This is a genomic window from Micromonospora sp. NBC_01740 (assembly GCF_035920365.1).
In the GTDB taxonomy this organism is placed as follows: Bacteria; Actinomycetota; Actinomycetes; order Mycobacteriales; family Micromonosporaceae; genus Micromonospora; species Micromonospora reichwaldensis.
The window spans coordinates 2,817,404-2,844,341 of the sequence record NZ_CP109150.1 but is presented as its reverse complement, the minus strand read 5'-3'; the positions used below and the strand labels follow the sequence as shown (position 1 = coordinate 2,844,341).

Below are 26,938 nucleotides of genomic sequence, written 5' to 3'. Positions count from 1 at the left end.
AATTGAAGGTAATCGCGGCCGGCCCATCAGCCGGTAACAGCGGAAGAACTCAGCCGACGCCCGTGGCGGACCCGGCCGACGAGCCGGTCCAGCAGCATGTCGGAGGTGAGCGACAGGTCCGCGAGCAGCGGGTCGGTCGACAGCAGCGCCAGGTGCAGCGCCTGGATCCGCTCCGAGGGCTCGATGCCGAGTTCGTTCATCATCCGCCGCCGGAACCGCAGGTAGACCTCCAGCGCCGCCGGCGTACGCCCCGACCGGTGCAGCGCGAGCATCAGCATCGTGTGCGCCGACTCGTGCAGCGGGTGCTCCACGACCAGCGACGCGAGCTCGGAGGTCGCCTCCCGGTGCCGGCCCAGGCAGAGGTCGGCGTCGATCCTGGTGGTGTACGCGTAGAACCGCCGCTCCTCGAGCCGCGCGGCCTGGGCGCGCAGTTGCGGGCCCCACTGGCCCTGGTGCACGACGTTGCCGCGCCAGAGCGCCAGCGACCGGCGCAGGTGCGCGCCCGCCTGTTCGTAGTCGCCCGCGTGCATCGCCGCGGTGCCCGCCGTGACCAGCTCGTCGAACTCGACGATGTCGAGCTGCTTCGGGTCCACCCGCAGCGTGTAGCCCCCGGAGCAGGTGAGCAGGACGTCGCGCGCGATGTCCTCGACGGAGCCGCCGAGCACGCCGCGGAAGAGCTTGCGCACCTTGAACATGTACGTCTGGAGGGTGGCGTGGGCGGTGCGGGGCGCCCCCGTGCTCCACAGCTCCCGGACGAGCACCGACGCGCCGACCGGCTGGTTCACGTTGAACAGCAACGCGGACAGGACCAGCCGCAGCTTCGGTGCGCTCGGTGCGATGTCGACCCCGTCGTGCCGGATGACGAGCGGGCCGAGCAGTTCGAACCGCAGCCCGGCGAGCGGGTTCCCCGCCGGGTGCCGTGGTGGCACGACCGGCGGCGGCTCGGGGCGCCGGACTTCCGTCGCGGGTTCGGCCGCCGACTCCAGCAACGCGGCGAGGAGCGTCAGTTTCTCCTCGTGCGACATCGATCCCAGTTCCGCAAACTTGGTAATCATTTCGCCGACCTCGCTATCAGTCGGATCCACCGCACTTTCCACCGCCGACGAGTGCGTCGGCGACTGGTTCCGTGACGGGAGCGACGATTCCGACCAGGGGGAGTCAGGACAGGCTTCCACGCTATTCCAAGCGAAGGTCGAGCCGATAGTGACCGCGTCATGGACGGGCATGACCAAACGAGGGGGCAGCATGTGACCGCGGCACTTGCCCGCAGCCTGCGCTGCCGCGAGGCTGGCTGGAGGCACGCTGGAGTGTCGCTGGAGCGGCACTGGTCGAGCAGGGAGCAGCCATGTCGGGTGGGGATGCACAGCTGCGCGTCGGGTTCAAGCGGCACCTGCGGGCCCACGTGGTACGCGGTGACGCGGTCTACCTGCTCTCCGAGCGCGGCGCGACCTCGGTCAGCGGGGCGCACGTCGAGGCCCTGGCCCCGCTGCTCGACGGCACCCGTGACCTGGCGGAACTCGTCCGGGACAGTCCGGCCGGAATGTCGCCCGCCGAGATCGGCACGGTCGTCCGGCGGCTCGTCGACGCCGGCCTGGTGACGCTGCGGCCGGCGCGGGAGGCGGAGGCCGACGAGCCCGCGCTCGCGTACTGGGAGGCGGCGGGTCTGGACCCCACCGCCGCCGTACGGGCCACCGCCGCCGCCCGGGTCGACCTCGTCCGCGTCGGCGGCCGTGCGGCGGATGCCGTGGCGGCGACAGACGCGCTGCGCGCGGCCGGGTTGACGGTGACGCCGGTGTCCGGGAACTTTTCGGCCCCGCCCGCCGACTTATCGATTGTGCTCTGTGAGGACTACCTCGACGAGGGGTTGGCTGCCGTCGACGCCGCGCATCGCGCGGCAGGCCGGCCCTGGCTCCTCGCGAAGCCGGGCGGCGCACAGGTGTGGGTGGGGCCCGTGTTCGACCCCGCCGCCGCAACGGGGTGCTGGCACTGCCTGGGGCACCGGCTGCGCGGCCACCGCCAGGCCGAGACGCGCCTGCGCGCCGTCGTCGGCTCCGACACGGAGATCGGCACCCCGCCGGTGTCGCTGCCCCCGCTCGGCGCCGCCGCCCTGCACCTGGTGGCGTTGGAGGCCGCGAAGTGGACGGCCGGGCTCCGGCACGACGGGCAGCGCACGGTGTGGACGTTGGACAGCGTCACCCTGCGCGGCGCCCACCACGAGGTGCGCGCCCGGCCGCAGTGCCCCGAGTGCGGCGACCCCGGCATCGAGCGGGACCGGGCGTTCCGTCCGGTGCCGCTGCGCAGCCGGCCGAAGGCGTCCCGCAGCGGCGGCAGCCACCGCGCCCTGCCGCCGGAGCGGGTGCTGCGCGACTACGGGCACCTGGTGAGCCCGGTCAGCGGCGTGGTCAAGGAGATCACCCGCGACGGGCGGGGCCCGGCCTTCTTCAACTCGTTCCGCTCCGGCCCGAATCTCGCGATGACCACCCGCAGGAACGCGGAGCAGATGCGTTTCGCGCTGCGGGCCGAGAACGGCGGCAAGGGCGTGACTCCCGTGCACGCCGAGGTGAGCGCGCTGTGCGAGGCCATCGAGCGGCACAGCGCGTACTTCCACGGCGACGAGGCCCGGGTCACCGGCAGCTACACCGAGCTGGCGGGCACCGCCGTCCACCCCGACGACTGCCTGCTGTTCGACGAGCGGCAGTACGCCGACCGCGACCGCTGGAACGCCACCTGCTCGCCGTTCCAGTACGTGTGCGCGCCGTTCGACGACGCGGCCGTGACGAGCTGGACGCCGGTGTGGTCGCTCACCGAGCAGCGGCACCGCCTGCTGCCCACCTCGATGCTCTACTTCAACGTGCCGGAGCAGCACGGCGGCATGTCGCTGTGCGCGGACTCCAACGGCAACGCCGCCGGCAGCAGCCTGGAGGACGCGCTGCTCCAGGGCCTGCTGGAGGTGGTGGAGCGCGACGCCGTGGCCCTCTGGTGGTACAACCGCACCCAGGCCCCCGCGGTGGACCTGGACAGCTTCCGCGACCGCTGGATCGACGAGCTGCGGGAGGTCTACGCGGGCCTGCACCGCGAGGTGTGGGTGCTGGACGTGTCGTCGGACGTCGGGATCCCCACCATGGCCGCGCTGTCCCGGCGCACCGACAAGCGGTGCGAGGACATCATGTTCGGCTTCGGCACCCACCCCGACCCGCGGGCGGCGCTGGTCCGCGCGCTCACCGAGATGAACCAGTTGATGCCGACCGTGGCGGAGGTCGGCGGCGACGACGACGGCGGGTACGGCTGGTCCGATCCGGACGCCGTACGGTGGTGGCGCACCGCCACCTGGGCCGGGGACGCCTACCTGCGGCCCGATCCGGCGGTGCCGGCGCGCCGGCTCGCCGACTACCGCCACACCCCGACGGACGATCTGCTGGCCGACGTCCGCTCGGTGCAGCACAGGTTGGAGGCACTGGGGCTCGACGTGCTCGTGCTCGACCAGACCCGCCCGGACGTCGGGCTCCCCGTGGTGAAGGCCATCGTGCCGGGGATGCGCGGCTTCTGGGCGAGGTTCGCGCCGGGCAGACTGTTCGACGTCCCGGTGCAGCTCGGCAGGCTCGACCGCCCCACGGAGTACGAGAACCTCAACCCGATACCACTTTTCGTGTAGAGCGGGGTGCACGTGGCCCCAGCCACGCCCGTCGAGGAGCCAGGTTGCCATCCGACGCCGACACGTCCCGCCCCGGACCGAGCCTGTCGCTGTGGTCCTTCCGGGACGACGTGACCATCGAGACGGCTGAGGACGGCAGTCTGACCATCCTCACCCGCTGGGGCGACGTCCCGGTGGGCCGCCCCGCGCCCGCCGTCGAGGAGGTCCTGCACCGCATGACCTACGGGCCGGTCGCGCTCGGCAACGTCGCCGGGCTGGACGGGCGCGCCCTCCGGTCGGTCCTCGACCGGCTGCCCGGCCGGATAGTCCGCTCGCTCGGCTCGCGGGACTCGCCGGTGCCGCTGCTGTCCGTCCAGCCGGTGTCCCCGCTGGGGGTGTTCGAGCTGCCGGAGGTGGCCGAGGACCAACCGGTCAGGCTGTCCCGTTTCGCGTTCGCCCACCAGCGGGACGGCGAGCTGGTGCTCGAGTCCCCGCTGTCGCACCACCGGGTGGTGCTGCACCGGCCGCAGGTGTCGCTGGTGCTCGGCGCGCTCCCCCGCGCGACCACCGTCGTCGAGGTGGCGCGGCGGGTCGGCCTGGCGCTGCCCGGGGTGGCCGACATCGTCGCCTACCTGGTCGGCACGGGCATGGTCGTCGTCGGTGAGGCCGGCACGTCGCGGTTCCACGAGGACTCCGACCCCACGCTGGCGATGTGGTCGCCGTACGACCTGCTGTTCCACTCGCGCAGCAGGCTCGGCACGCACGACGACCCCGCCGGCGCGACGTTCCGTCACCTCGCGACCCTGCCGCCCCCGGCCGCCGTCAAGCCGGCGCCCGCCGGGCCGCGGATCCCGATGTACCGGCCGCCCGTCTCGGTTCCGCACGGGATGACGCTCACCGAGGCCGTCGACCGGCGCCGGTCCACCCGCGCGTTCGCCGAGGCGGCGCCGTCGACCCGCGAACTCGGGGAACTGCTGTTCCACGCGGCGCGGGTCCGGATGCAGACGGTGGCCACGGCTCCCGACAACGTGCGGTACACGGTGACGCGACGGCCGTATCCCAGCGCGGGTTCGCTGTACGAGCTGGAGTTGTACCTGACGGTGGACCGCTGCCCGGACCTGCGGCGCGGGATCTACCACTACAGCCCGGTCGAGCACGCGCTGACCCTCGTCAACGCCAGTCCGGCGGACATCGACGAGATGCTCGTCAACGCCCGGGTGTCCGTCGGGGACCGGCGGCCCCCGCCGGTGCTGATCACCATGACCGCGCGGGTGGGCAGGCTCTCCTGGGTGTACGACAGCATCTCCTACGCCACCACCCTGAAGCACGTCGGCATGCTCCAGCAGACGCTCTGCCTCGTCGCCACGATGCTCGGGCTCGCCACGTGCGCCCTGACCATGGGCGACGCCAGGGTTTCCGCATCGGCGTTCGGGCTCGACTGGCCGGCGGAGGTCGGGGTCGGCGAATTCGCCATCGGACTACCCGAAAACGACATGTCCTGTAACGACGAGTACCTGGGCGTGCACGGAATGTGAATGGGTCGATCGACCGTCGGCAAATGGCTCGGCGACGCTTCGCACGTGGGCGCGAAAACAGCATTCAGGATGTGTGCGGGCGCGTGATAGAACGGGGTTAATTGCGCCGGCCCGACAGGGGATGCCAAGTTGATCAAGGTGTTGTTGGCCGAGGACATGCACATGGTCCGCGATGCGCTGGTCGCGTTGCTCAACCTGGAGCCGGACATCGAGGTCGTCGCCGCGGTCGCCTCGGGCACGGAGATCCTCCCCATGGCGCGGCGGTTCCGGCCCGACGTCGCCGTGATCGACATCGACCTGCCGGGCAAGGACGGGCTCTCCGCCATCGCCGACATCCAGGCCCACCTGCCGGAGATCCGCACCCTGGTCCTGACCGCGCTCGGCCGACCGGGCACCCTGCGCCGGGCGTTGTCCGCGAAGGCGACCGGCTTCCTGCTGAAGGACGCCCCGACCGAGCAGCTGGTCGACGCCATCCGCAGCGTCGCCGCCGGTCGCCGGGTCGTCGACAGCCAACTCGCGATGTCCGCCTGGGACAGCGCCGAGTGCCCCCTCACGGCGCGCGAGACCGAAGTCCTCCGCCTCACGGCGGAGGGACTCCAGGCCGTCGACATCGCGGCACAGATGTTCCTGTCAGTCGGCACCGTCCGCAACTACCTGACCACGATCGTCAACAAGCTCTCCGCGCGCAACCGCGTCGACGCCATCCGGGTCGCCCGGGAGGCCGGCTGGTTGTGACCGGGACGCCCCGTGGCGCTCCAGCCGCAGGGGCACCCGGGCGCAGAGCCGGAACTGGTCCGGCTGCTGGTCGACCGTCAGCGAGCCGCCGATCTCCTCGGCGCGTACGCACAGGTTGCGCAGCCCGTTCCGCCCGCTGCCCGGGTCCCTGGGCGGCCCGACGGCCAGGTCGTCGTTCACGATCTCGATCCAGGCGTCGTCCTGCGTCTGCCGGATGGTGATGTCGCAGCGCTTGGCCTTGCTGTGCCGCAGGATGTTGGTCACCCCCTCCCGCAGCACCGTGGCGAGCACCGTGCTCACCTGGACCGGCAGGTCCAGGTGGTCGCTGTCCAGCCGCACCTGGATGTCCGCGGCGGACAGCACGGACACGGCGGACCGGCACTCCTCCTCCAGCGACAGTTCGCGGTAGCCACTGGCGACGGTCCGCGCGTCGGAGAGGGCGACCCGCGATATCTCCAGGATCTCCAGCAGCTGGTCGCTCGCCTCCTGCGGCGACTTCTCCATCAGCCGGTGCACCAGCTCGATCTTGAGCGAGATGGCGGACAGGCTGTAGCCGAGCAGGTCGTGCAGGTCGCGGGCGAACCGCAGCCGCTCCCGCAGCACCGCCATGCGGGCGATCTCCGCACGGCTCTCCTGCACCTCGACGACGAGGGCGGTCAGCCGGGACAACCCGTACACCACGAGCCCCGTCGTGACGGTGGAGATCGCGGTGTAGAGCATGTCGATCGGCGCACGGGTGAAGATCCACTGTGCGACGGCCATCGAGGCGACGATGAGGACGAAGGTCACCCACGCCGTGACCGCCCGCAGCACGAGCAGCACGCTGCCGGCCAGGAAGCCCGGCATGCCGACCCACGCCTGCCCGAAGGTCAGGATCGGCAGATAGACCAGCGCGGCCTGGGTGGCGAGGACGCCGTAGCCCAGCGGCGTGCGCAGGCGTCCGTTGTCCCGGCCGTACCACAGCAACTGCATCGCCATCAGGACGGCGATGCACGTGAACGACAGCGCGATGGCCACCGGACCGACCGGCAGGAACATGACGTGGATGAAGCCGATGAGGCTGATGCTTGCGAAGACGGCGGTGACGACGCCCATCGCGAGACGGGGCGCCGGTAGCGGCGCGGCCCCTCGCGATGATGAGCGCCCTGATGTGACGGAGAGGTTCACGGCAGCAGCGCTCTCGTTTGTTCTAGCGCAGCCAGCGTACGCCCAGAGGCCAACTGGCCCCGTACCCGGTGTGGCCGGCCCCCCGCCAGCCGCGATGCCCGGTAGCGGGCGTCGATCCAACAACCACGACACACTCCCCAGTGATCGACCCGAGGGCGGGAATGCCTCGTCGACCCGCGCAACAACCCGGTGCGGCCGATCGGACGCCGACAGGCGTCGCACCCCACAGAGTTGTTACGCAACGCAAACGTTTTTGACGGATTCCCGGCCCCGAATTGCGATGTGCCCTTACGGACACCTTCCCCCTTGAGGGTCGACCTTTCCACAAAAAAATGACGGCCGTCAAGCCGTCCACCCCTGGCCGCCGCAGCGCGAAAGGGTCCTAATCGATGCTAGGGAACATTTGCCACCGTCACGTCATATCCTCTAGTAGGGACATTTGACGCGGTGACCGCCGCGCGGTGGCGAGGGCCTACCGGGGCAGCGCCGGACGCCGCCGAGGGGCCGGTGCCAGGACCGACACGAGGTCGCGGCGGGCCCGCGCGACGCGGGAGCGGATCGTGCCGACGGGACAGCCGCACAGTGCGGCCGCCTCCGCGTAGCCGAGGCCGACGACCTGGGTGAGCACGAACGCGGCACGGCGGGCCGCGGGCAGCGTGCGTACCGCGAGGTTGAGCGCGACCGTGTCGTCCGGGCCGGGCAGGTGGTGGGCTGCGGAACGCTCCGCGGTGGCCTGCCAGTCCTGGTCGGACACGATCCGGGGCCGGCTCGCGGCGGCGCGGAAGTGGTCTGCGGCCACGTGCCGCGCGATGGCCAGCAGCCAGGACCGTGCGTGGTGGCGCCCGGTGAACTGGTGCGCGCTGCCCAGCGCGCGGACGAACGTCTCCTGCGTCAGGTCCTCGGCGTCGGCGTACCCGACCAGGTAGACCAGGAATCGCCAGACGTCACGCTGCGTGCTGCGGACGAGAGGATCCGCCGCGGAACGGTCGCCGCGCCCGACGGCCAGGGCCAGAGCCGTGACCGCGCTTTCTTCCAGTGGCTCCGACATGAATTCACGGTAACCATGCGGGATGCCGAGAAGAAGGGATTCCAGTGGCAGTCCAGTCGGCCTCATCGCCGGGAACCAGAATTCGATGGAACCGTTCGGCCAGCGTGCCGGGCGTCCCGGGGACCGCGCGGCGCACGGGCGCGGTGAAGGCGGCGACGGGCGCGCGCCCGACGGGGGCCGCGCGCCCGGGGCGCGCCGCCTGCCCGTCGGGGCGCCGCCCGGCCGGATCCGGCCGGGCGGCGGGCACGTCCGCCGCACCCGGCTCAGCCCGTCTTGGCCAGCGGCCGGGCGCCGTACGTGACGCGGACGACCCCGTCCTCGTGACGTTCCGTCTCGGCGGTGACCCCGAAGACCCCGGACAGCACCTGGGGCGTGAGCGCCTCCAGCACCGGCCCCGACGCGACCACCTCCCCGCGGTCCAGCACGACGAGGCGGTCGCAGCTGCGCACCGCGAGGTCCAGGTCGTGCAGCACCGCCAGCGTGGTGACGGCCAGCGTGTGCACCAGTTCCAACAGCTCGAACCGGGCCCGGATGTCCAGGTGGTTGGTCGGCTCGTCGAGCACCAGGAGCTGCGGCTGCTGGGCCAGCGCCCGGGCGAGCAGCACCCGCTGCCGCTCACCGCCGGACAGCGAGCCGTAGATCCGGTCCGCGTGCCCCAGCATGCCGGTGCGCTCCAGCGCGTCGGCGACGATGTCGTTGTCGTCGGCCGTCTCGCGGTCGAACACCCCCTTGTGCGGGGTCCGGCCCAGCGCGGCGACCTCCCGCACGGTCAGGCCCGGCGGGGTGGGGCTGTTCTGCAAGACGGCGGCGGTCCGCCGCGCGGCCGCCCGCGCCGACAGCGACCAGACGTCCTCGTCGCCGAGCAGCACCTGCCCGCCGGCGGGCCGGACCGACCGGTAGATGGTCCGCAGGAGCGTGGACTTGCCGCTGCCGTTGGGGCCGATCAGGCCGACGACCTCGCCGGGCGCGACCTCCATGCTGACGTCGCGGAGGATCGGCGTACCACCGATGGAGACGCACACCTGCTGCACCTGAAGCTTCATGAGTGGGACAGGCTCCTATCCCGGCGCATCAGCCAGATGAAGAACGGTGCGCCGAAGAGGGCGGTCAGGATGTTGAGGGGCAACTCGTTCGGCGGGTCGACCGTCCGGCACAGCAGGTCGACGATCACGAGGTAGACCGCGCCGACGAGGGCCGCGAGGGGCAGCACCCGGCGGTGGTCCACGCCGAACGCGAGCCGCACCAGGTGGGGCACCATCAGCCCGACGAAGCCGATGCCGCCGGCCACGGCGATGAGCACGCCCGCGAGCAGCGACGTCAGGACGATCGACACGATCCGCAGCCGCTTGACGTCGATCCCGAGGGCGGTCGCCGACTCGTCGCCGGTGACGAGCGCGTTGAACTGCCGGGCGTACATGGTCAGCAGCACGGTCACCGCGAGGACGACCACGCCCGCGACCTGGAGTTGCTCCCAGCGGGCGCCCGCGACGCTGCCGAGCAGCCAGAACATGATCTGGCGCATGTTGTTGGGCGTCGTCTGCAACTGGAGCAGGCTCGTGATCGAGGTGAACACGTAGCTGATCGCGACCCCCGCGAGTACGAGCCGGACCGGGTTGAGCCGGCCGTGTTGCTGCCCGAGGGTGAAGACCAGCGCCACCGCCAGCATCGCGCCGACGAACGCCGCGCCCGACACCCCGAGTCCGCCGGCCGCGCCGGCGCCCAGCGCCATCACGGTGACGGCGCCGACCGAGCCGCCCGCCGACACCCCGAGGATGAAGGGGTCGGCGAGCGGGTTGGCCACGAGGGCCTGCAGCACGACGCCCGCTACCGCGAGCCCGGCGCCGCACAGCGCGGCCAGCAGCACCCGTGGGATCCGGAAGGTCCAGACGATCTGGTCGTGGGCCGGGTCCACGGCGGGGGTCGCCCCGGTCAGGTGCGCCCAGACGATCCGGCCGGTGTCGCCGATGGAGACCGGCACCGAGCCGACGGCCGCCGCGACGAGGATCAGGACGACCAGCAGTACGCCGAGCACGAGCAGGCACAGCGGCAGGGGCGCGCCGTGCAGGGGGGCCGGCCGGGTGGCGTGGCGCTTCGGCGCGGCCGACACCCGGCCGTTGGTGGAACGCGACAAGGTGGTCATGGCGCTCAGAACGCCTCGGGGTGCGCGGCCTGCGCGATCTTGGCGACCGCGAGGTGGTTGCTGGGGCCGAGGTAGATCGAGTCGGACAACACGACGTAGCGGTTGTTCTTCGCCGCGTCCCACTGCGGGAACTGGGCGAGCAGCTTCTTCGCGTCCGCGTCCGGATCCTTCGACATGTAGTTCACGACGAGCAGGACGTCCACGTCGGCCTTGGCGACCTGTTCGCGGGAGAGGTTGGCGAACATCTGGTCGGTGGCGCCCTCGAAGGCGTTCACCGCACCCGACTTGGCCATGATGTCGTTCCAGATCCCGTTGCCGCCGACCGAGCTGAACTCCCCACCCATCGCCATGCCGGGGATGATCAGCATGACCTTCTGCTTCGGCAGGCTCGCGGTCTTCGTCCCGACCTCGGCGATGCGCGCCTTCGAGTCGGCGATGATCTTCTCGGCGCGCTCGGACACCCCGAAGATGGCCCCGAGGTCGCGCAGCAGCGCGTAGCTGTCCTCGACGGTCGGCGTGCCGGAGACCGTGCCGACCTCACCGCACGAGCTCTTCGGGGCGTACGTGTTGGCCCCCACGGCCGCGAGGTCGTCGCGGGTGGCGAAGCCCGCCTCGGCGCGGAAGCCGCCGTCGTACGTGGAGATCACGAAGTCGGGCGTCAGCCCGATCATGGCCTCGCGCGGGATGTCCGACATGTCGTTGAGCTTGATGTTGCCCGTCGGCAGCTTCTTGATCGCGTCGACCCGGCCGTCGACCTCGGAGGCGCCGTAGGACTGCGCGTTGGCGACGATCCGGTCGGCGACGCCGAGTTCCAGCAGCGCGGAGACCTCCGCGACCGACCCGCCGTTCATCACGACCACGCGGCTCGGCGCCTGCTGGTAGGTGTACTTCTTGCCGCAGTTGCTGATCGTCACCGGGTAGCCCGCCTTCGGCGGGTCGTTCGACTGGCCGGCCTCGCTCTTGGCCGTCGAGCATGCCGTCGTGAGAAGCAGGGCGGCGACGGCCGCCGCGAGGGGGAGTCGCTTGAGTTTCATCCGGTCCTCCGAGCAGTTGACGTGGCGACAGGCGACGGCGCCGCCGCCTCTTCCGGTTCCGCTGCCGCGGCCGCGGGCTTGGGCAGGTGGTGCAGACGGACACTGACCAGGCCGGCGCAGATCGCGGAGGCCGCGAGCAGGAGCGCGGTGACCGCGAAGGCCGTCGCGTGGTCGGCGAAGGGCACGTCGGGGTCGCCGGGCGTCGCGCCGAGCACGGTGCGGTAGCAGACCCCCGCGACCGCGACCCCGAGCGCCAGGCCGAACTGCGTCACGGTGGTCGCCATGCCGGACGCCGCGCCCGCCTCGGCGGGCCTGACCCGGCCGAGGATCCCGGCCACCAGGGGTGAGACGACCAGGCCCTGCCCGAAACCGGCCAGCGTGACCACCGCGACGAGCATGGGCGCCTGCGCGGACTCGGGCGCCTGGACGACGGCCGCGCTGGCCAGCAGGACGGCGGCGAGCAGGCCGCAGCCCACGGCCGGGGTCGGCGCCGAGACCAGGCGTGCCACCCGGCGGCTCGCCGCGGAGCCCAGCGAGAAGCCGATCCCGAGCGGTACGAACATCAGCGCCGCCGTGAGCGGCGTGAAGCGCAGCCCCGTCTGCAGGTAGTAGGTGAACACGAGGAAGAGCCCCGAGTTCGTGGCGAACAGCGCCAGCACGGTCACCAGGGACAGCCGCATCCCGGGGGCGGTGACGACCCGCGGCGGGAACAGCGGCTCGCCGCCCTCGCGATGCAGGCGCCGCTGCTGGCGCACCAGCACGACGGCCAGGACGAGGGCGAGCGGCACGCCGAGCCACAGCCACGGCGAGCCGTCCGTCCCGAAGACCAGGGGCACGAGCAGGGCCGGCGCCGCCACGATGGTGAGCGCCGCGCCCGCGAGGTCGAGGCGGTGCGGCGCCTTCGGCACGGTACGCGGCAGGATCCCGCCCAACGCCAGGATCGCGATCCCGACGGGCACGTTGACGAGCAGCGCCGGCCGCCAGCCGAGGCCGAAGAGGTCGGCCTCGACGATGAGACCGCCGCCCGCGATGCCGCTGATCACGCCCAGGCCGATGACCACGCCGTAGACGCTGATGGCCCTCGCCAGCCGCTCCGGGTCCTGCATCGTGGCCCGGATGATCGCGAGCACCTGGGGTGCCATGAACGCCGCCGTGGCGCCCTGCAGGAAGCGGGCCACGATGAGCAGGTCGGCGTCCGGCGCGATGCCGCACAGCAACGAGGTCACCGTGAAGCCGGCGACGCCCCAGAGGAACACCGTGCGGTGGCCCATCCGGTCGCCGAGCCGCGCGCCGGTGACCATCAGGGCCCCGAAGGCGATCACGTACGCGGCGCCGACGAACTGGATCTGGTCGAAGCCCGCGTCGAGGTCGCGCTGGATGGACGGGCTGGCCACGTTGACGACGAAGCCGTCCACCTGGGTCATGAACGTCGCGGCGAGAACCGCGCCGAGTCCGAGCCACTCACGCCGTTCGCTCATGTTGCCCTCCGATGATCGCCGACAGGTGCGAGTACGGCGCCGACCCGCGCCAGGGGACCGGCGGCGAGCATGCCGTCGTGGGTGCAGTCCAGCCGGTGCACGTCGATGCGCCCGTCGACGTGTGGCTCCCAGCTCCGCGGGCCGGGCCAGTCCGGTGTCTTGCCCTCGGTCGCCTCGACGACCAGCACGTCGCCGCCGAGGCGCCGGGGCGTCCAGCCGGCGGCGAGCCGCGAGTTGCGCGCGAAGGCGTCGTACGCGAGGCGACGCTGCGCCTCGTCGAGGCCGCCGAGCACGGCCTGGCCGAGTACGGCGGCGGCGGCGTCGTGCTCGGCGGGCGGCGGCAGCTCCCGCCAGGCGGCCGGCACCGGATACGAGTCGAGCAGCGCGAGCAGGGCCACCGCCTCGCCGGCCTCCGCGAGCTGCGTGGCCATCTCGTGGGCCACCAGGCCGCCGAACGAGGCGCCGAGCAGGTGGTAGGGCCCGGCGGGCTGGATCTCACGGATGCGCCGCACATGGTCGGCGGCCAGGTCGGCGACGCTCGCGCACCCGGCGGCGGCGACCGACTGGAGTCCGTACACCGGGCGGTCGGGCAGGCTCGCCAGCAGCGCGGCGTACGACCACGCCAGCCCGGTCGCCGGCGCGACGCAGAACAGCGGCGGCCCGCTCCCCCGCGTCCGCAGCGGGAGCAGCACCTCCGTCGAGCCGCCGGCGGTGTCCGTGGCGAGCGCCGGCGCGAGCTTCGCGACGGTCGGCGCCTCGAACACCGTCCGGATGCTGATCTCCACGCCGAACTCGGCGCGTACCCGGCCCATCAGCCGGGCGACGAGCAGGGAGTGCCCGCCGAGCGAGAAGAAGTCGTCGTCGATGCCGACCTCCGGCAGGCCGAGCAGGTCGGCGAAGAGACCGCACAGGACCGCCTCGCGGTGGTCGCGGGGCGCGCGGCCGCCGACGGTCGCGGTCAGGTCCGGCGCGGGCAGCGCCGCGCGGTCGAGCTTGCCGTTCGTGGTACGCGGGATCGCCTCCAGCGCGACGAACGCGGGCGGCACCATGTAGTCGGGCAGCCGCTCCGCCACGAACTGCCGCAGCGCGGCGGGCTCCGGCGCGGCGTCGCCCACCGGCACGACGTAGCCGACGAGCCGCACCTGACCGGGCGCGTCCTCGCGGGGCACCACCGCCGCCTGGGCGACCGCGGGGTGGGCCAGCAGGACCGCCTCGATCTCCCCCGGCTCGATGCGGAAGCCCCGGATCTTGACCTGGTCGTCCGCGCGGCCGAGGAACTCCAGGGTGCCGTCGCGCCGCCAGCGGGCGAGGTCGCCGGTGCGGTACATCCGGCTGCCCGGGGGCCCGAAGGGATCCTTCACGAACCGCTCCGCGGTCTGCTCCGGACGGTCGTGGTAGCCGCGGGCGACCGGCGCCCCGGCGAAGTACAGCTCGCCCACCGTGCCCGGCGGCACGAGCCCGCGCGCCGGGTCCAGCACGTACGCCCTGGTGTTGGTCAGCGGCCTGCCCACGATCGGGTCGGCGCTCTCGGAGAGCCGGCACCAGAGGGTGTCGACGGTGCACTCGGTGGGGCCGTACAGGTTGTAGACGGTCGTGCCGGCGTCGCGCAGGGCCGTCCAGAGCGCGGGGCCGGTGGCCTCGCCGCCGAGCGCGAGCACGGCGGGCCGGTGCCGGCCGGCGTCGAGGAAGCCGTTCGCCACCAACTCCTCGGCGTACGTGGGGGTGATGTCCATGAAGTCGATCTCGTGCCGGTCGACGTAGTCGAGCATCGCGGCGGGGTCCCGACGCCGGTCGTCGTCGACGAAGTGCAGCTCGTGGCCGTCGAGCAGCCACAGCAGGCCCTCCCACGACGTGTCGAACGACAGCGACGCGGACAGCGCGGCCCGGCACACCCGGCCGGCGGCCGCCGGCCGGATCATCGTGTCGCGGTGGTGGTGGAAGAGGTTGACCAGACCACGGTGCTCGACCACGACGCCCTTCGGCACGCCGGTGGAGCCGGACGTGTAGATGAGGCAGGCCGCGTGCTCCGGCGCGAGGCCGGTGTCCGGTACGGGCGCGTCGGGCGCCTCGGCCAGCTCCGCGACGGTCGCGGGGGCGTCCACGAGCAGGACCGGGACCTCCGACTGCCGGTGCCCGGCCCACAGCGCCCCGGTGGCGAGCAGCACGACCGGCGCGCTGTCGGCGAGCATCGCCGCGACCCGCCGGGCGGGCAGGTCCGGGTCGACGGGCACGTACGCGGCGCCGGCCTTGAGCACGGCGAGCAGCGCCACGATCGCCTCGGAGGTGCGGGGCAGCAGGAGCCCCACGTGCCGGTCGGGGCCGGCCCCCCGGGCGACGAGCAGGTGGGCGAGGCGGTCGGCGCGGCGGTCGAGTTCGGCGAAGGTCAGCGTGGCGTCGCCGGCCACCAGCGCCGTACGGTCCGGCGTCGCGGCGGCCTGTGCCGCGAACAGCGCGGGTACGGTCACCGCCGGCAGGGGCCGAGCCGTGTCGTTCCACTCCTCCAGGAGGAGCCGGCGCTCGCCGTCGAGGAGCAGGTCGACGTCGGCGACCGGGGTGTCGGCGGCGTCGGTCACGCGGCGCAGGAAGGCCAGGAACCGGGTCAGGTGACCGGTGAGCTCCTCGTCGTCGTAGCAGTTCGGGTTGGCGTCGAGGACGATGCGCAGCCCGCTGCCGTCCGCCCGGTCGTACACGTGGACCACCAGGTCCTCGACGAGCCCGGCGCTGACGTTGTGCACGACGCCCCGGTGCCCGGCGAAGCGCAGGCCGTAGTCGAACGGCATGATGTTGACCGACGGGCCGAACAGCTTGCGCTCGCTGGCGACCATCCGCAGGTCGCGGCGCAGTTGCTCGTAGCGGTAGCGCAGGTGCGGGCGCCCGGCCCGCAGCTCCGCCGCGACCTGCCCGGTGAGGCTGGCCAGCGTGGCGGTGGGCTCGACGCGGACCCACAGCGGCACGACGTTGGTGACCATGCACGGCACCCGCAGCGACACCGAACCGAGCCGCGACATGACCGGCAGCGCGAGCGTCAGCTCGTCCGCGCCGGTCATCCGGTGCAGGTACGCCGCGAAGGCCGCGATGACGGTCTCGCTCCACGTGGTTCCGGTGGCCTTCGCGACCGCCTTCAACGCGTCGATGCCGGCGGTGTCGAGGTCCGCCGTGGCGCGCAGCACCGTCCGCGCCAGCTTCCCGGTGCGGCGGGCGAGCACCACCGGCGCCGGCCTGCCCTGCGCCCGGGACGTCCAGTGCTCGCGGGCGGCGGCGTACCTGTCCGAGTCGGCGTAGGCCCGGTCCTCGTCGACCACGGCGGCCAGCGCCCCGAACGTCCGGGGCGGGGGGTCCCGGCCCTCGACGAGGGCGGTGTAGAGCTCGGCGACCCGGCGGGCGACCAGGGACAGCCCGTATCCGTCCAGGGCGATGTGGTGCACGCGCTGGTACCACAGGAGGTGGTCCGGGCCGAGCCGGAGGAACGCCTGCCGGAACAGCGGGTCCTTGCGCAGGTCGACGGGGGTGTCGAGGTCCGCGCGCATCCAGGCCGTCGCGGCGGCGAGCGGATCCGCCTCGGCACTGGTGTCGATGGTGTGCAGCGGCCACGACCCGTCGTCGCGGGGACGTTGCCACGGGCGTCCGTCGGCGTCCTCCTCGAACACCACGTTCAGCGCCTCGGCCTCGCCGACGGCCCCGCGCACGGCCGCCTCCAGCAGCCGCGCGTCGACCGGGCCGCGGATCTCCACGTACTCGGCGGTGTTGAAGGCAGGGCTGTCCGGGTCGAACTGCTGACCGGTCCAGATGCCCTCCTGGGCCGCGCCCAGCGGCAGCGGCTCAGCCATCGCCGCCCACCAGCAGCTTCACCCAGTGCTCCACCGTCGGCCGCTCGGCCAGGTCGACGAAGCTGACTTCGGCGCCGGCGTCGCGCCACCGCTCGATGAGCGTCATCAGCCGCACCGAGTCCAGGCCGCAGTCGAACAGATCCTCCGCGTCGAAACTTTCGTCCGGGCGACGGTGGAGCATCTCGGCGACGTCCGCCCTGATCCTCGCCGCCGTCAACTGACCTGCCACGTCATGCCTCTCGACCTCGTGCGATGTGGACACCGGTGGGATCCGACGGTCGACGCCGTCGGATCCCACCGCGGATCGAACGTCCGTGCGGGACTAGGCGGCGTCCACGTCGTCGTAGACGGTGACGCGGTAGGACACGGCCGGCTCCGGCGTCGCGGTGTGCAGCGCCCGGTGGACCAGGCTCTGGTTGTCCCAGAGGAGCATGTCGCCCTTCTCGAACGTCTGGAGGTGGATGTTCTCGTGCTCGTAGGTGCGGTCGAGCTGGCCGGTGGCCGTGAGCAGCTCGGTCAGCAGCTCCGGCCGGTCGTTGCCGTCCGCGTCCTGCACCGACAGCGTGAAGCCCTCGCTCAGGTAGAGCAGGGTCTCGTCCGTGTGCGGGTGCGGGAACGCGAGCGGGCTCGTCACCGGCGGGGTCTTCGCGTTGACCTCGTCGATGATCTCCGAGATCGGCCGGTAGACGTCGGTCGGCCGGATCTTGAAGTACCGCAGCACGCTGTGCGTCGCCGTCTTGTCCTTGACGGCCAGCTTCAGCTCCTCGGAGAGCTGCTCGTAGGCGGTCGCCAGGTTGATGAAGTAGGTGCCCCGGTTCTTCGACGGCACGACCTGCGGGTAGATCATGGTGATGTCGAACGGACGTGGCATGAACTGGTAGTCCGAGTGCCAGAACTTGCCGGTCTTCGGCACCCCGATCTGGCGGCCGTCCTCCTCCTTGACGTTGGAGGAGACGAACACCTCCTTCACCTCGGGGTGGTGGTAGACCGGCTCGTAGTACTCCGCGACCCGGCCCAGCCGCTGGCCGAGCGCCAGGAACTGCCGCGGCGACAGGTCCTGGTTCTTCAGCACGGCGATCTTGTTCGAGTAGATGGCCTTCTTCAGCTCGACGATGTCCTCCGGCGAGGCGGTTTCCGCGTCGAAACCCTCCACGATCACGCCGAACTTCTTTCCAGCCTGCGGGGTGATTTTCATTCGCACTCCTCTGAGCGGTGGTCCCGGGCTCCGCGTACCTCAGTAGTCGCGTCCGGTCGGTCAACAGTTCCCGCCCCGACAGATGTGCGGGGCCGAATTGCCTGCTCAATTACCGCGCTGTGGGTTCACATTTCCGCGAACTCCTCTGCGAGTCTCGGCCTGCCTCTCCCGCAGCACCTGGGCGTGACAGGCGTGGATGACGGCAGCGGCGCCGTGCGGGTCGTCGCGTACGACGAAGTGACCGCTGCCGGGGATGACGTAGTGCTGCGCCCTCGGGAGCACCCGCCGGGCCCGGAGCGCGTCGCGCAACGGGACCACGCGGTCCTGGTCGGCCCACACGAGGTTCACCGGCGTCGTGTCGGTGGCGTCGGCGCGGAACGAGTAGAGCCCCGCGTACCGGCTCAGGGCGGACAGGTCGCTGGTGATCATCGAGTTCACGTCGGCGGCGGCCACGTCCGGCCGGAGGGCGGCGGGCCGGGCCGACACGCTGCCCATGACCATCCTGCGGACCACCCCCCGGTTGAGCAGCCGCCCCCGCGTCCTCGGCCCCACCGCGGCGGTCATCCGCAGGATCGCGTGGGTCCGCACCACGCACATCGAGGCGTGGCAGACCGCCCGGAACCCGATGCTGCACAGGGCGGTCACCGCCGCGACGGGCACCCGACGCGCCAGTTCGAGTGCGATCACCCCGCCGAGCGAGTGCCCGACCACGTGCGGCCTGCGCAGCCCCAGCGCCGCGATCCGCTCCGCGACGTACTCGGCGAGCCTCGGCACGACGTCACGGTCGTACGCGAGCCCCGGCACGCTGCCATGGCCGGGCAGGTCGATCGCGAGGGTCCGGGCGAAGCCCGGGATGCGTTCGACGACGGCGTCCCAGCTCGCCCGGCCGAGACCGGCCGCGTGCAGCAGCAGGAGCTGAGGATCCTCCGCGAGCCGGCTCGGCTCGGCCATGGTGCGGCTCCGTTTCTTTCCGTGCGGACGTGCGCGCTCGACGCGTCAGGAGGCGGTGACCATCGGGGCGCGCGACGCCTCGGCCGTGTCGGCCCGGTCCGGGAGTTCGTTGCCGGCGAGCGCCTTGAACCGCCGCAGCCGCAGGCTGTTCGACACCACGAACACCGAACTGCCGGCCATGATCAGACCCGCCAGCATCGGATTGAGCAGCCCGCTCGCCGCGAGCGGGATCGCCGCGACGTTGTACGCGAAGGCCCAGAACAGGTTGCCCTTGATCGTGCCGAGGGTGCGCCGCGACAGCCGGATGGCGTCCGCGACCACCCGCAGGTCGCCGCGGACCACCGTCAGGTCGCCGGACTCGATCGCCACGTCGCTGCCGGTGCCCATCGCGATGCCCAGGTCGGCCTGCGCGAGGGCTGCGGCGTCGTTGACGCCGTCGCCGACCATCGCGACGACCTTGCCGTCGGCCTGGAGCCGCTTGACCAGCTCCACCTTCCCGGCGGGGAGGACCTCGGCGACCACGTCGTCGATCCCCACCTCCGCCGCGATCGCCGCCGCCACCGCCGCGTTGTCGCCGGTCAGCAGGATCGGGTGCAGCCCCAGCCGCTTGAACTGCGCCACCGCCGCCGCGCTGGTGGACTTCACCCGGTCGGACACGACGAGCATCCCCCGCAGGGCGCCGTCCCAGCCGACCATGACCGACGTACGGCCCGCCGCGTCGGCCGTCGCCTTGGCGGCGACCAGCTCCGGGGGCAGGTCGGTCGCCCACGCGCCCAGCAGCGACGCCCGGCCGACGACGACCTCGTGCCCGTCGACGGTGCCCCGCACGCCGACGCCGGTCTCGCTGGAGAAGTCCGCGACCGGGGGCAGTTCGCCGCACCGGTCCCTGGCTCCCGCGACGACGGCCCGGGCGATGGGGTGCTCCGACGCGCTCTCCAGTGCGCCGGCGAGCCGCAGCAGCTGGACGTCGTCCTCGCCGTCGACGGGCACGACCTCCACGACGGACATCTCGCCGGTGGTCACCGTGCCGGTCTTGTCGAGCACGACGGTGTCGACGGTCCGCGTGGACTCCAACACCTGCGGTCCCTTGATGAGGATGCCGAGCTGGGCGCCCCGGCCGGTGCCGACCAGCAGCGCGGTCGGCGTCGCCAGCCCCAGCGCGCACGGGCAGGCGATGATCAGTACGGCCACGGCAGCGGTGAACGCGGCCGCCGCCGGCTGGCCGGAGCCGAGCCAGTAGCCCAGCGTGGCGAGCGACAGCGCGATCACCCCGGGCACGAACACCGCCGACACCTGGTCCGCGAGCCGCTGGACGGCGGCCTTGCCGGTCTGCGCGTCCTCGACGAGCCTGGCCATCTGCGCGAGCTGCGTCTCGCCGCCCACCTTCGTGGCGCGGACGACGAGCCGCCCGCCGGCGTTCACCGTCGCGCCGACGACCTCGTCACCCGGTCCCACCTCGACGGGCACGGACTCGCCGGTGAGCATGCTCGCGTCGACCGCCGAGGAGCCCTCCTCCACGACGCCGTCGGTCGCCACCTTCTCGCCCGGCCGCACGAGGAACCGGTCGCCGACGGCGAGCGCCGAGATCGGCACGATCGCCTCGGCGCCGTCGCGCAGCACCGTCACGTCCTTGGCGCCCAGCGACAGCAGCGCGCGCAGCGCGGCGCCGGAGCGGCGCTTCGCGCGGGCCTCGAAGTACCGGCCGCAGAGGATGAACAGGGTCACGCCCGCGGCGACCTCCAGGTACATGTTGCCCTCGCCGGGCGTCCGCTCCAGGGTGATCCGGAACGGGTGCCGCATGCCGGGCACGCCGGCGGTGCCGAGGAACAGCGTGTACAGCGACCACACGAACGCGGCGAGCGTGCCCACCGAGACCAGCGTGTCCATCGAGGCGGCGGCGTGCCGGAGGTTGGCGAAGGCGGCCCGGTGGAACGGCCACGCCCCCCACACCACGACGGGCGCGCTCAACGTGAGGCAGGCCCACTGCCAGTACTCGAACTGGAGCTGGGAGAACATCGACATCGCGATGACCGGCACCGCCAGCACGGCGACGACCCAGAGGCGGTGGCGGGCCGCCCGCAGCTCACGGTCGTGCTCGGCCTCCTCCGCGGCCGCCGGATCCGGGACGTCCGCCGCCGGTGCCGCGGGCGGCAGCACCGGCCGGGCCGTGAAGCCGATCTCCTCGACGGCGGCGATCACCGTCTCCCGTGAGACCTGGGGCGCGAGGAGCACCTTCGCCTTTTCGGTGGCGTAGTTGACGGTCGCCTCCACCCCGTCGATGTCGTTGAGGCGCTTCTCGATGCGCGCCGCGCAGGCCGCGCACGTCATGCCGCCGATCAGCAGTTCCAGGTGGTTCTCGGCCCTGGCCGTGCGCGGCTGCACCGGCCGGGCCGTGAAGCCGATCTCCTCGACGGCGGTGATCACCCGCGCCTGCGTGATCCCGGGCGGGAGGAGCACCTTCGCCTTCTCGGTGGCGTAGTTGACGGTCGCCTCCACCCCGTCGATGTCGTTGAGGCGCTTCTCGATGCGCGCCGCGCAGGCCGCGCACGTCATGCCGCCGATCAGCAGTTCCAGATGGTTCTCAGCCGTGGCCATGCTCGGTGCCCCCCTCCGTGCCGCCGCCGGTCGTGTCGGCGGGGACAGCGGCTCCGCCGTTGCGTACGGCTTCCTCGTTGCGGGCCTTGGCCGCCGCGAAGGCCTCCTCGCTCAGGCCGTGCGGCGGCGGGTTGGGGCCCTTCACGCGCAGGGTGAACGACGCCGTACGCACGACGCCCTGGTGCTGGAAGTCCAGGAACAGCCGGTAGTCGCCGAAGCTCGGCGCGGTGGCGTGGAACAGGACGTCCGGACCGGGCGCGGTCTGCCCGTCGCCCGGCGTGCCGTCGGGGTGGACGTGCAGGTACGCCATGTCGCCGTCGCGGAGCGCGACCAGGTGCCCGAAGGCGCCGAGGTACGGCTCCAGGTCGGTGACCGGCTTGCCGTCCTTCGCGACGCTGAGCGTCAGCTTGCCGCTCTTGCCGGGCGTCAACTCACCGCCGAGGGTCACCGTGTACCCGTCGACCGTCGAGGTGGTCGACGGCGCGGGCAGCGCCTCCGGCCGGTAGTCGCCCGACACCGACACGTCCGCCCCGAGCGTCTCGCCGTGGATGCCCCACAGCGGCATGTAGTCGGCGAAGACGCGGTACTCGCCCGCCGCCGCGAAGGTCAGCGGCACCCGCCACACGCCGTCCGAGCCGAGGTTCGGGTGGACGTGCTGGAAGTTCGTCAGGTCGCGCCGCGCCACGATCAGGTGCATCAGCTTCTCGTGCTGAGGCTTGTACTTCACCAGCGGCGTGCCGTCGTGCTGCAGGATCTGGAAGGCGAAGGTCTGCTTCGTGCCCGCCCGGACGTTGTCCGTGATCACCTTCAGGTTCATGCTCTCGTGGTTGATGGTCAGGCCGTACGAGGACTCCTCGGCCATGGCGGCCGGCTTGGCGGCGGGTGCGGCTGCGGGTGCGGCGGTCGGCGGGGGCCCGACCACGCGGCCGACGGTGTAGGCGCTCCCCAGCACCAACACCAGGGCGAGCGCGAACGCGCCGAGCTTCGTCAAGGTCTTCATGAATAACCGTCCTGTTTCGACAGGGTTGGCGTGGAAGCGGGCAGGGTTTCGGGGGTGGGGTCGTCGGCCGGTGGGCTCACCGGTCCCCGCCGGGGTCCGGGCCGGATGTCCGGCCCCACCGCAGCAGGCACGCCCCGAGCGACATCCCCCCGCCGAACGCCAGCAGGAGGACGAGGTCGCCGTCGCGGAGCAGCCCGGCCCGGTTGGCGTGGTCGAGGGTGAGCGGCACCGAGGCGCTGCCGACGTTCGCGTACTCCTCCACCGTGCGGTGCGTGTGCGCGGCGGTCAGCCCGCACGCGCGTACCAGCTCGTCGAGGAGCAGGCCGTTGGGCTGGTGCGGCACCACGTGCGCGACGTCCGCCGCGCCGACGCCCGCCCTGGCCAGCAGCTTGTCCACGAACGGCGGGACGTCCTGGAGGACGAGCTCGGTGACGCCGCGGCCGTGCATGCGGAAGAAGTGGCCGCCGTCCGCCACCGTCGTCGCGGACGCCGGCAGCCTGCTGCCGCCCGCCGCCACCCCGATCAGGCCGCTGGCGTCGCCCCGGCTGGCCAGCTCGTACTCGACGACACCGCGCCCCGGGGACGTCGTCCCCACGACGGCCGCGCCGGCGCCGTCGCCGAACAGCACGGCCGTGCGCCGGTCGTCGAAGTCCAGGATGCGCGAGTACACGTCGGCGCCGACCACGAGCGCGTGGGTGCCGGGCCGGTCCGCCACCAGCGACTGCGCCAGCACCAGGGCGTGCACGAATCCCGCGCACACCGCGTTGACGTCGAAGCACGCGGCCCCGTACGCGCCGAGACGGTCCTGCACCAGGCAGGCCGTCGGCGGCTGCGGGTGGTCCGGGGTCGACGTCGACACGATGAGGTAGTCGACGCGGTCGGCGCCGATGCCCGCGTCCCGCAGGGCGCGGGTCGCGGCCCGCACGGCCAGGTCCGACGTGGCCTCCTCCGCCGCCGCGAAACGGCGCGAACGAATGGCGGTCTTGCGTACGATCCATTCCGGGCTGGCGCCCGGTACGCGACGCGCGATTTCCTCGTTCGGCAATGCTCGCGCGGGCACCCAGGATCCGGTGCCCAGAATTCCGACGGATGAGGACACAGCAGCCTCCAGAGAGGAGAGGCATTTCGTGTCTGCAAATTAGCCGAGTCGAACCATCGGCCGCAATCACGTTCGCCATCTGCCGACACGACTCGAAGCGCAAATTACCGGGCGATGGCGGTAACAATTTCAAGGCGATGGAACGTGCAATTTCCGGGCCGCCCGGGAACCCGCTGACGACACACCGGCGCACGGTTCACCCGTGCAGTTCTCCCGGGTCGTACGTGACACGCGGGGATGGGATCCGGCGCGTCCTCGCCGCCATGCTGACGGCACGACCGACCGCGTGGCGACGCCCGCGGCACGGCCGGCGACCCGCGGGGCGGACCGGCGCCCGCCGGCGCCCACGCGACCAGGACCGGACGGAGGCCCTCCGATGACAGCGCAGCTCCTCGAGACCACCCACCCCACGGGCGAGCCCGGCGGGTGGCGGCCCCGGGATGCGACGGCAGGGACGGATCCACGTCGGCACGAACCGACCGTAACCGATACCATGCATTCCGTGGCGACCGTGATCCGGCAGGCGACGACACCGAGCGCACCGCTGCCCGGGTCGGCGCGTCCTGGTGTGCCGGGGCCCGGCACGCGCCACGTCCGCCGGGAGCCGTGGCGTTGATGGTCACCGGGATCCGGCCCACCGGCCTGACGGGGACCCCCGCCGCGCCGGCTGACGCCCTGTCCACCCCGGGCATGCGGCGGGCGAGGCTGTGCATCCTGGCGGGCGCCGCGAGCGGGGTGGCCGCGTGCGTACTGCTCGCCGCCCTGGAACTGCGTCGCGAGCCCGACCCGCGCGGGATCGTGCTCGGCGCGGCGGGGTCGCTGCTCCTGGTCCTGGCGCTGGCCGCGGCGCTGCACCGGTCGGTCATGCCGTGGCGGGCGACGACGACCGGCCGGTGGCTGGTCGCCGGCTGCGCCACGGCCGCCGTGCTGTCCGTCCCGCTCGTCGGACCGGTCGGCGGCACCCCGGGGCGGGCCTGGGCGTTCGTGGGGGCCGCGCTCGTCGGGGCCGCGCCGCTGCTGCTGCCGGTCCGGTGCGCGGTGACCCTGATGGCCGGGACGGTGCTGGTGGCCGCGGCGACGGCCTGGTGGCTCGGCGGTCCCGTGCGCGACGCGGTGACCGTCACGGTGGTGCTCGGGCTGACGGTGGCGACGTGGAACGTGCTGCACCTGTGGTTCTGGACGTTCCGGGCGCAGGCCCGGGAGGGGCACGACGCCCTGGCCCGCCTGGCGGCGGCCGAGGAGCGGCTGCGGTGCGCCCGGGACGTCTACGCCCTGCTCGCGAACGAGCTGTCGGCGCTCGTCCTCAAGGCGGAGCTGGCGTCGCGGCTGGCAATGGTCGACGGGGAGCGGACCAGGAAGGAGACCGCCGAGATGCGGGCGCTCGCGGCGGCCGCGTCGGCCCGGATGCGCGAGGCCGTGCACGGCTACCGCAGCGTCGGCCTGCGCGAGCAGGCGCAGACGGTGGCACGGGTGCTGCGCAACGCCGGCGTGCGGTGCTCCGTGACGCAGCCGGAGCGCGACCTGCCGCCCGCGCTCACCGGGCCGCTGGTGTCCGTGCTGCGCGAGGCCGGCGCCCACGTGCTGCGGCACGGCGAGGCGCGGTGGTGCACGATCGAGATCGCCGGCGAGGCGTCCGGGGCGCGGCTGACGGTGGTCAACGACGGGGCCGGCGACGGGGCGCCGGACCTCGACGGCAGCGGGCTGCCGGGGCTGGCCGACCGGCTGCGGGACGCGGGCGGCACGCTGCGCACCTGGCGGGGGGACGGCACGTTCACCGTGCAGGCCAGCGTCCGGGCCGGGTCGTGACCGGGCCCGACAGCAGCACCCGCCGCAACGGACGACGGACCGCGCCCACCCCGCCGGTGGGCACGGTCCGCCGCACGCCGCTCAGCCGGTGGCCGTCAGCGTCCCGCCGGGCAGGAGGCACTCGTCGGCCGTGGGCCACCGCGTCGGATCGTCGCCGAGGGTGACGAGCTCGGCGACCTGGAGACGACACCACGGCGACACGGAGATGTCGCCGGTGCCCACCGCGTACACGAAGTCCGCCCAGGCGACCCACTCGAAGTCGCCGATGGCGGCCGGGTCGGGGGTCGGGCGCTCGTCGGTCACCACCCGGAACACCGGGGACACGGCGTTCTCCGCCACGCCGTTGTCCATCGTGGCGCGGTACCGGAAGGCGGGCAGGACCAGCTCCGGCGCGGGCGCGGCCAGGCCGAGCTCGGCGCGTACGGTGCGGGTCACCGCCGCGGGGACCGGTTCCCCCGGCACGGGGTGCCCGTAGCACGAGTTGGTCCAGATCCCCGGCCAGGTACGCGTGCGGTCGCTGCGCATGGTGAGCAGCAGCTTGGCGTCGCTGGTGAAGACGTAACAGGAGAACGCCAGGTGCAACGGCGTACGCAGGTGGTGCACCGTCGCGCCCTCGGTGGCGCCCACCGGCCGTCCCTCCTCGTCGAGCAGCACGACCTGCGCCATGGTGTCCCTCCCCACCGGGACTCAGCTCGCCTGGGCGAAGGCGGCGGCGATCACGGTTCCCCACCCGGTGCTCGCCACCTGCAACGGCACCAGCTTCGCCCGGGGCCGCAGGAACGCCAGCGCGTCCGCGAGGGGCTTGCCGCGTACGCCGCGCCAGGTGCCCGACACGTGCACCAGCGCGAACGCGATGGCGACGATCATCGGCACGGCACCCCAGGTGAACCCGCCGATGGCGAGCACCGACACGCACACCGTGGAGCCGCCGACCGCGATCAGCCCGCTCGCGACGGCCATCGCGCGGGTCAGGCCCAGCGCGCGTACGCACGTGCGGATGTTGAACGCGGCGTCCTCCGGCCAGTCCTCGGCCGTGTTGACCATGACGATGCCGACCTGGTTCAGCCCGAAGCCGATGATCACGGCCAGCAGCGGCCACGACAGCTCACCGGGCACGGACCGGACGACGACGAGCATCGGCAGCCAGATCAGCACGGCGGCGAGGCCGGGGATCTGCCCCACGCCGGAGCTCTTCAGGTGGACCGGCGGGATGGAGTACTGGGCGCCGATCCAGAGGGTGAACGCGACCAGGGGCAGGATGTCCCAGTGCCCGGTGCGGAAGGTGAAGTAGGTCGCGAGGGCCAGCACACCCGCGCCCGTGGCGGCGATCTGCCACCGCACGTTGCGCAGCCCCAGCCCGTACACCGCCTGGGACAGCCACGTCTTGTACACGGCGTCGACGTCGCGGTCGGCGTACGCGTTGGTCATGTCGATGAAGTGCATGATGGACAGCGCCATCACGATCACCAGCGCGAAGTGGACCGAGGCCAGGGTGCTCAGGTCGTCGACCGACAGCAGCGACGGGATCGCGTAGATGGCCAGCATCACGGGCAGGAACTCGACCCGGCGGATGCGGATGGAGTGGTAGATCGGGCGCCGCGCGGTGGCCGGCGCCGGTGTGGACGCGCCCGCGCGCGCCTCTTCGACGGTCATGGTGTCTTCCTTCGGGGTTGAGGACCTTCGGTGGCACCCGCGAG

At 72.7% G+C, this 26,938-nt stretch carries 20 protein-coding genes; 4 read left to right on the top strand and 16 right to left on the bottom strand.

The window, feature by feature from the left end; translation table 11 throughout:
* Nucleotides 1-26: 26 nt before the first annotated feature.
* A complete protein-coding gene (locus OG989_RS13550) occupies nucleotides 27-1,055 on the bottom strand; it encodes an AfsR/SARP family transcriptional regulator (RefSeq protein WP_192581223.1) in 1,029 nt (342 codons plus the stop codon).
* A 290-nt stretch (nucleotides 1,056-1,345) separates the two neighbouring features.
* On the opposite strand from OG989_RS13550, the gene OG989_RS13545 reads away from it, so the two are divergent.
* The 3 genes from OG989_RS13545 to OG989_RS13535 all read left to right on the top strand — a co-directional run bounded on the left by OG989_RS13545 (nucleotide 1,346) and on the right by OG989_RS13535 (nucleotide 5,901).
* Nucleotides 1,346-3,652 carry a TOMM precursor leader peptide-binding protein gene (locus tag OG989_RS13545; RefSeq protein WP_327030690.1) on the top strand — a complete coding sequence of 769 codons (2,307 nt, stop codon included), beginning with the start codon at nucleotides 1,346-1,348 and terminating at the stop codon, nucleotides 3,650-3,652.
* Nucleotides 3,653-3,696: 44 nt separating this feature from the next.
* The gene (locus OG989_RS13540) at nucleotides 3,697-5,166 is read left to right on the top strand and encodes a SagB family peptide dehydrogenase (RefSeq protein ID WP_151452492.1); all 1,470 of its coding nucleotides are present in this window, start codon (nucleotides 3,697-3,699) and stop codon (nucleotides 5,164-5,166) included.
* A 138-nt stretch (nucleotides 5,167-5,304) separates the two neighbouring features.
* A complete protein-coding gene (locus tag OG989_RS13535; protein WP_425858299.1) occupies nucleotides 5,305-5,901 on the top strand; it encodes a response regulator transcription factor in 597 nt (198 codons plus the stop codon).
* Here the strand turns inward: OG989_RS13535 and OG989_RS13530 are convergent.
* From OG989_RS13530 to OG989_RS13470, 13 genes are all read right to left on the bottom strand, one after another.
* On the bottom strand, nucleotides 5,797-6,996 hold the full coding sequence (locus tag OG989_RS13530) for a histidine kinase (protein WP_151452491.1): 1,200 nt from the start codon (nucleotides 6,994-6,996) through the stop codon (nucleotides 5,797-5,799). The two genes, OG989_RS13535 and OG989_RS13530, sit on opposite strands and share 105 nt — an antisense overlap.
* Nucleotides 6,997-7,540: 544 nt before the next feature.
* Nucleotides 7,541-8,116 (bottom strand): sigma-70 family RNA polymerase sigma factor, encoded by a 576-nt coding sequence (locus tag OG989_RS13525; protein ID WP_151452490.1) that lies wholly within the window; start codon nucleotides 8,114-8,116, stop codon nucleotides 7,541-7,543.
* 263 nt (nucleotides 8,117-8,379) lie between these two features.
* Entirely contained in the window at nucleotides 8,380-9,159 is a 780-nt protein-coding gene (locus OG989_RS13520) for an ABC transporter ATP-binding protein (protein WP_151452489.1), read from the bottom strand.
* On the bottom strand, nucleotides 9,156-10,256 hold the full coding sequence (locus OG989_RS13515; protein WP_327030689.1) for a FecCD family ABC transporter permease: 1,101 nt from the start codon (nucleotides 10,254-10,256) through the stop codon (nucleotides 9,156-9,158). Before OG989_RS13515 ends, OG989_RS13520 begins: the two co-directional genes overlap by 4 nt.
* 5 nt (nucleotides 10,257-10,261) lie before the next feature.
* Nucleotides 10,262-11,290, bottom strand: coding sequence for an ABC transporter substrate-binding protein (locus tag OG989_RS13510; protein WP_151452487.1), 1,029 nt, complete (start codon nucleotides 11,288-11,290; stop codon nucleotides 10,262-10,264).
* Nucleotides 11,287-12,768, bottom strand: a complete 1,482-nt coding sequence (locus OG989_RS13505) for an MFS transporter (RefSeq protein ID WP_327030688.1) — start codon at nucleotides 12,766-12,768, stop codon at nucleotides 11,287-11,289. Before OG989_RS13505 ends, OG989_RS13510 begins: the two co-directional genes overlap by 4 nt.
* Nucleotides 12,765-16,595 carry an amino acid adenylation domain-containing protein gene (locus OG989_RS13500; protein ID WP_327030687.1) on the bottom strand — a complete coding sequence of 1,277 codons (3,831 nt, stop codon included), beginning with the start codon at nucleotides 16,593-16,595 and terminating at the stop codon, nucleotides 12,765-12,767. The genes OG989_RS13505 and OG989_RS13500 overlap by 4 nt, the downstream gene beginning before the upstream one ends.
* The gene (locus OG989_RS13495) at nucleotides 16,588-16,857 is read right to left on the bottom strand and encodes a phosphopantetheine-binding protein (protein WP_225851889.1); all 270 of its coding nucleotides are present in this window, start codon (nucleotides 16,855-16,857) and stop codon (nucleotides 16,588-16,590) included. The genes OG989_RS13500 and OG989_RS13495 overlap by 8 nt, the downstream gene beginning before the upstream one ends.
* 60 nt (nucleotides 16,858-16,917) lie before the next feature.
* Entirely contained in the window at nucleotides 16,918-17,790 is an 873-nt protein-coding gene (scoE, locus tag OG989_RS13490; protein ID WP_151452485.1) for a (3R)-3-[(carboxymethyl)amino]fatty acid oxygenase/decarboxylase, read from the bottom strand.
* 105 nt (nucleotides 17,791-17,895) lie between these two features.
* The gene (locus tag OG989_RS13485) at nucleotides 17,896-18,741 is read right to left on the bottom strand and encodes an alpha/beta fold hydrolase (protein WP_151452484.1); all 846 of its coding nucleotides are present in this window, start codon (nucleotides 18,739-18,741) and stop codon (nucleotides 17,896-17,898) included.
* A gap of 45 nt (nucleotides 18,742-18,786) precedes the next feature.
* The gene (locus OG989_RS13480; protein ID WP_327030686.1) at nucleotides 18,787-21,336 is read right to left on the bottom strand and encodes a heavy metal translocating P-type ATPase; all 2,550 of its coding nucleotides are present in this window, start codon (nucleotides 21,334-21,336) and stop codon (nucleotides 18,787-18,789) included.
* Nucleotides 21,323-22,336 carry a hypothetical protein gene (locus OG989_RS13475; RefSeq protein ID WP_192581222.1) on the bottom strand — a complete coding sequence of 338 codons (1,014 nt, stop codon included), beginning with the start codon at nucleotides 22,334-22,336 and terminating at the stop codon, nucleotides 21,323-21,325. Before OG989_RS13475 ends, OG989_RS13480 begins: the two co-directional genes overlap by 14 nt.
* 76 nt (nucleotides 22,337-22,412) lie before the next feature.
* Nucleotides 22,413-23,435, bottom strand: coding sequence for a 3-oxoacyl-ACP synthase III family protein (locus tag OG989_RS13470; RefSeq protein ID WP_327030685.1), 1,023 nt, complete (start codon nucleotides 23,433-23,435; stop codon nucleotides 22,413-22,415).
* Nucleotides 23,436-24,050: 615 nt separating this feature from the next.
* Here OG989_RS13470 and OG989_RS13465 point away from each other — a divergent pair.
* Nucleotides 24,051-25,241 (top strand): sensor histidine kinase, encoded by a 1,191-nt coding sequence (locus OG989_RS13465; RefSeq protein WP_225851892.1) that lies wholly within the window; start codon nucleotides 24,051-24,053, stop codon nucleotides 25,239-25,241.
* Between the two features lie 81 nt (nucleotides 25,242-25,322).
* Here the strand turns inward: OG989_RS13465 and idi are convergent, their stop codons facing one another.
* Entirely contained in the window at nucleotides 25,323-25,907 is a 585-nt protein-coding gene (idi, locus tag OG989_RS13460) for an isopentenyl-diphosphate Delta-isomerase (protein WP_151452480.1), read from the bottom strand.
* A gap of 21 nt (nucleotides 25,908-25,928) precedes the next feature.
* Nucleotides 25,929-26,894 (bottom strand): UbiA family prenyltransferase, encoded by a 966-nt coding sequence (locus tag OG989_RS13455; RefSeq protein WP_151452479.1) that lies wholly within the window; start codon nucleotides 26,892-26,894, stop codon nucleotides 25,929-25,931.
* Between the last annotated feature and the right edge of the window lie 44 nt (nucleotides 26,895-26,938).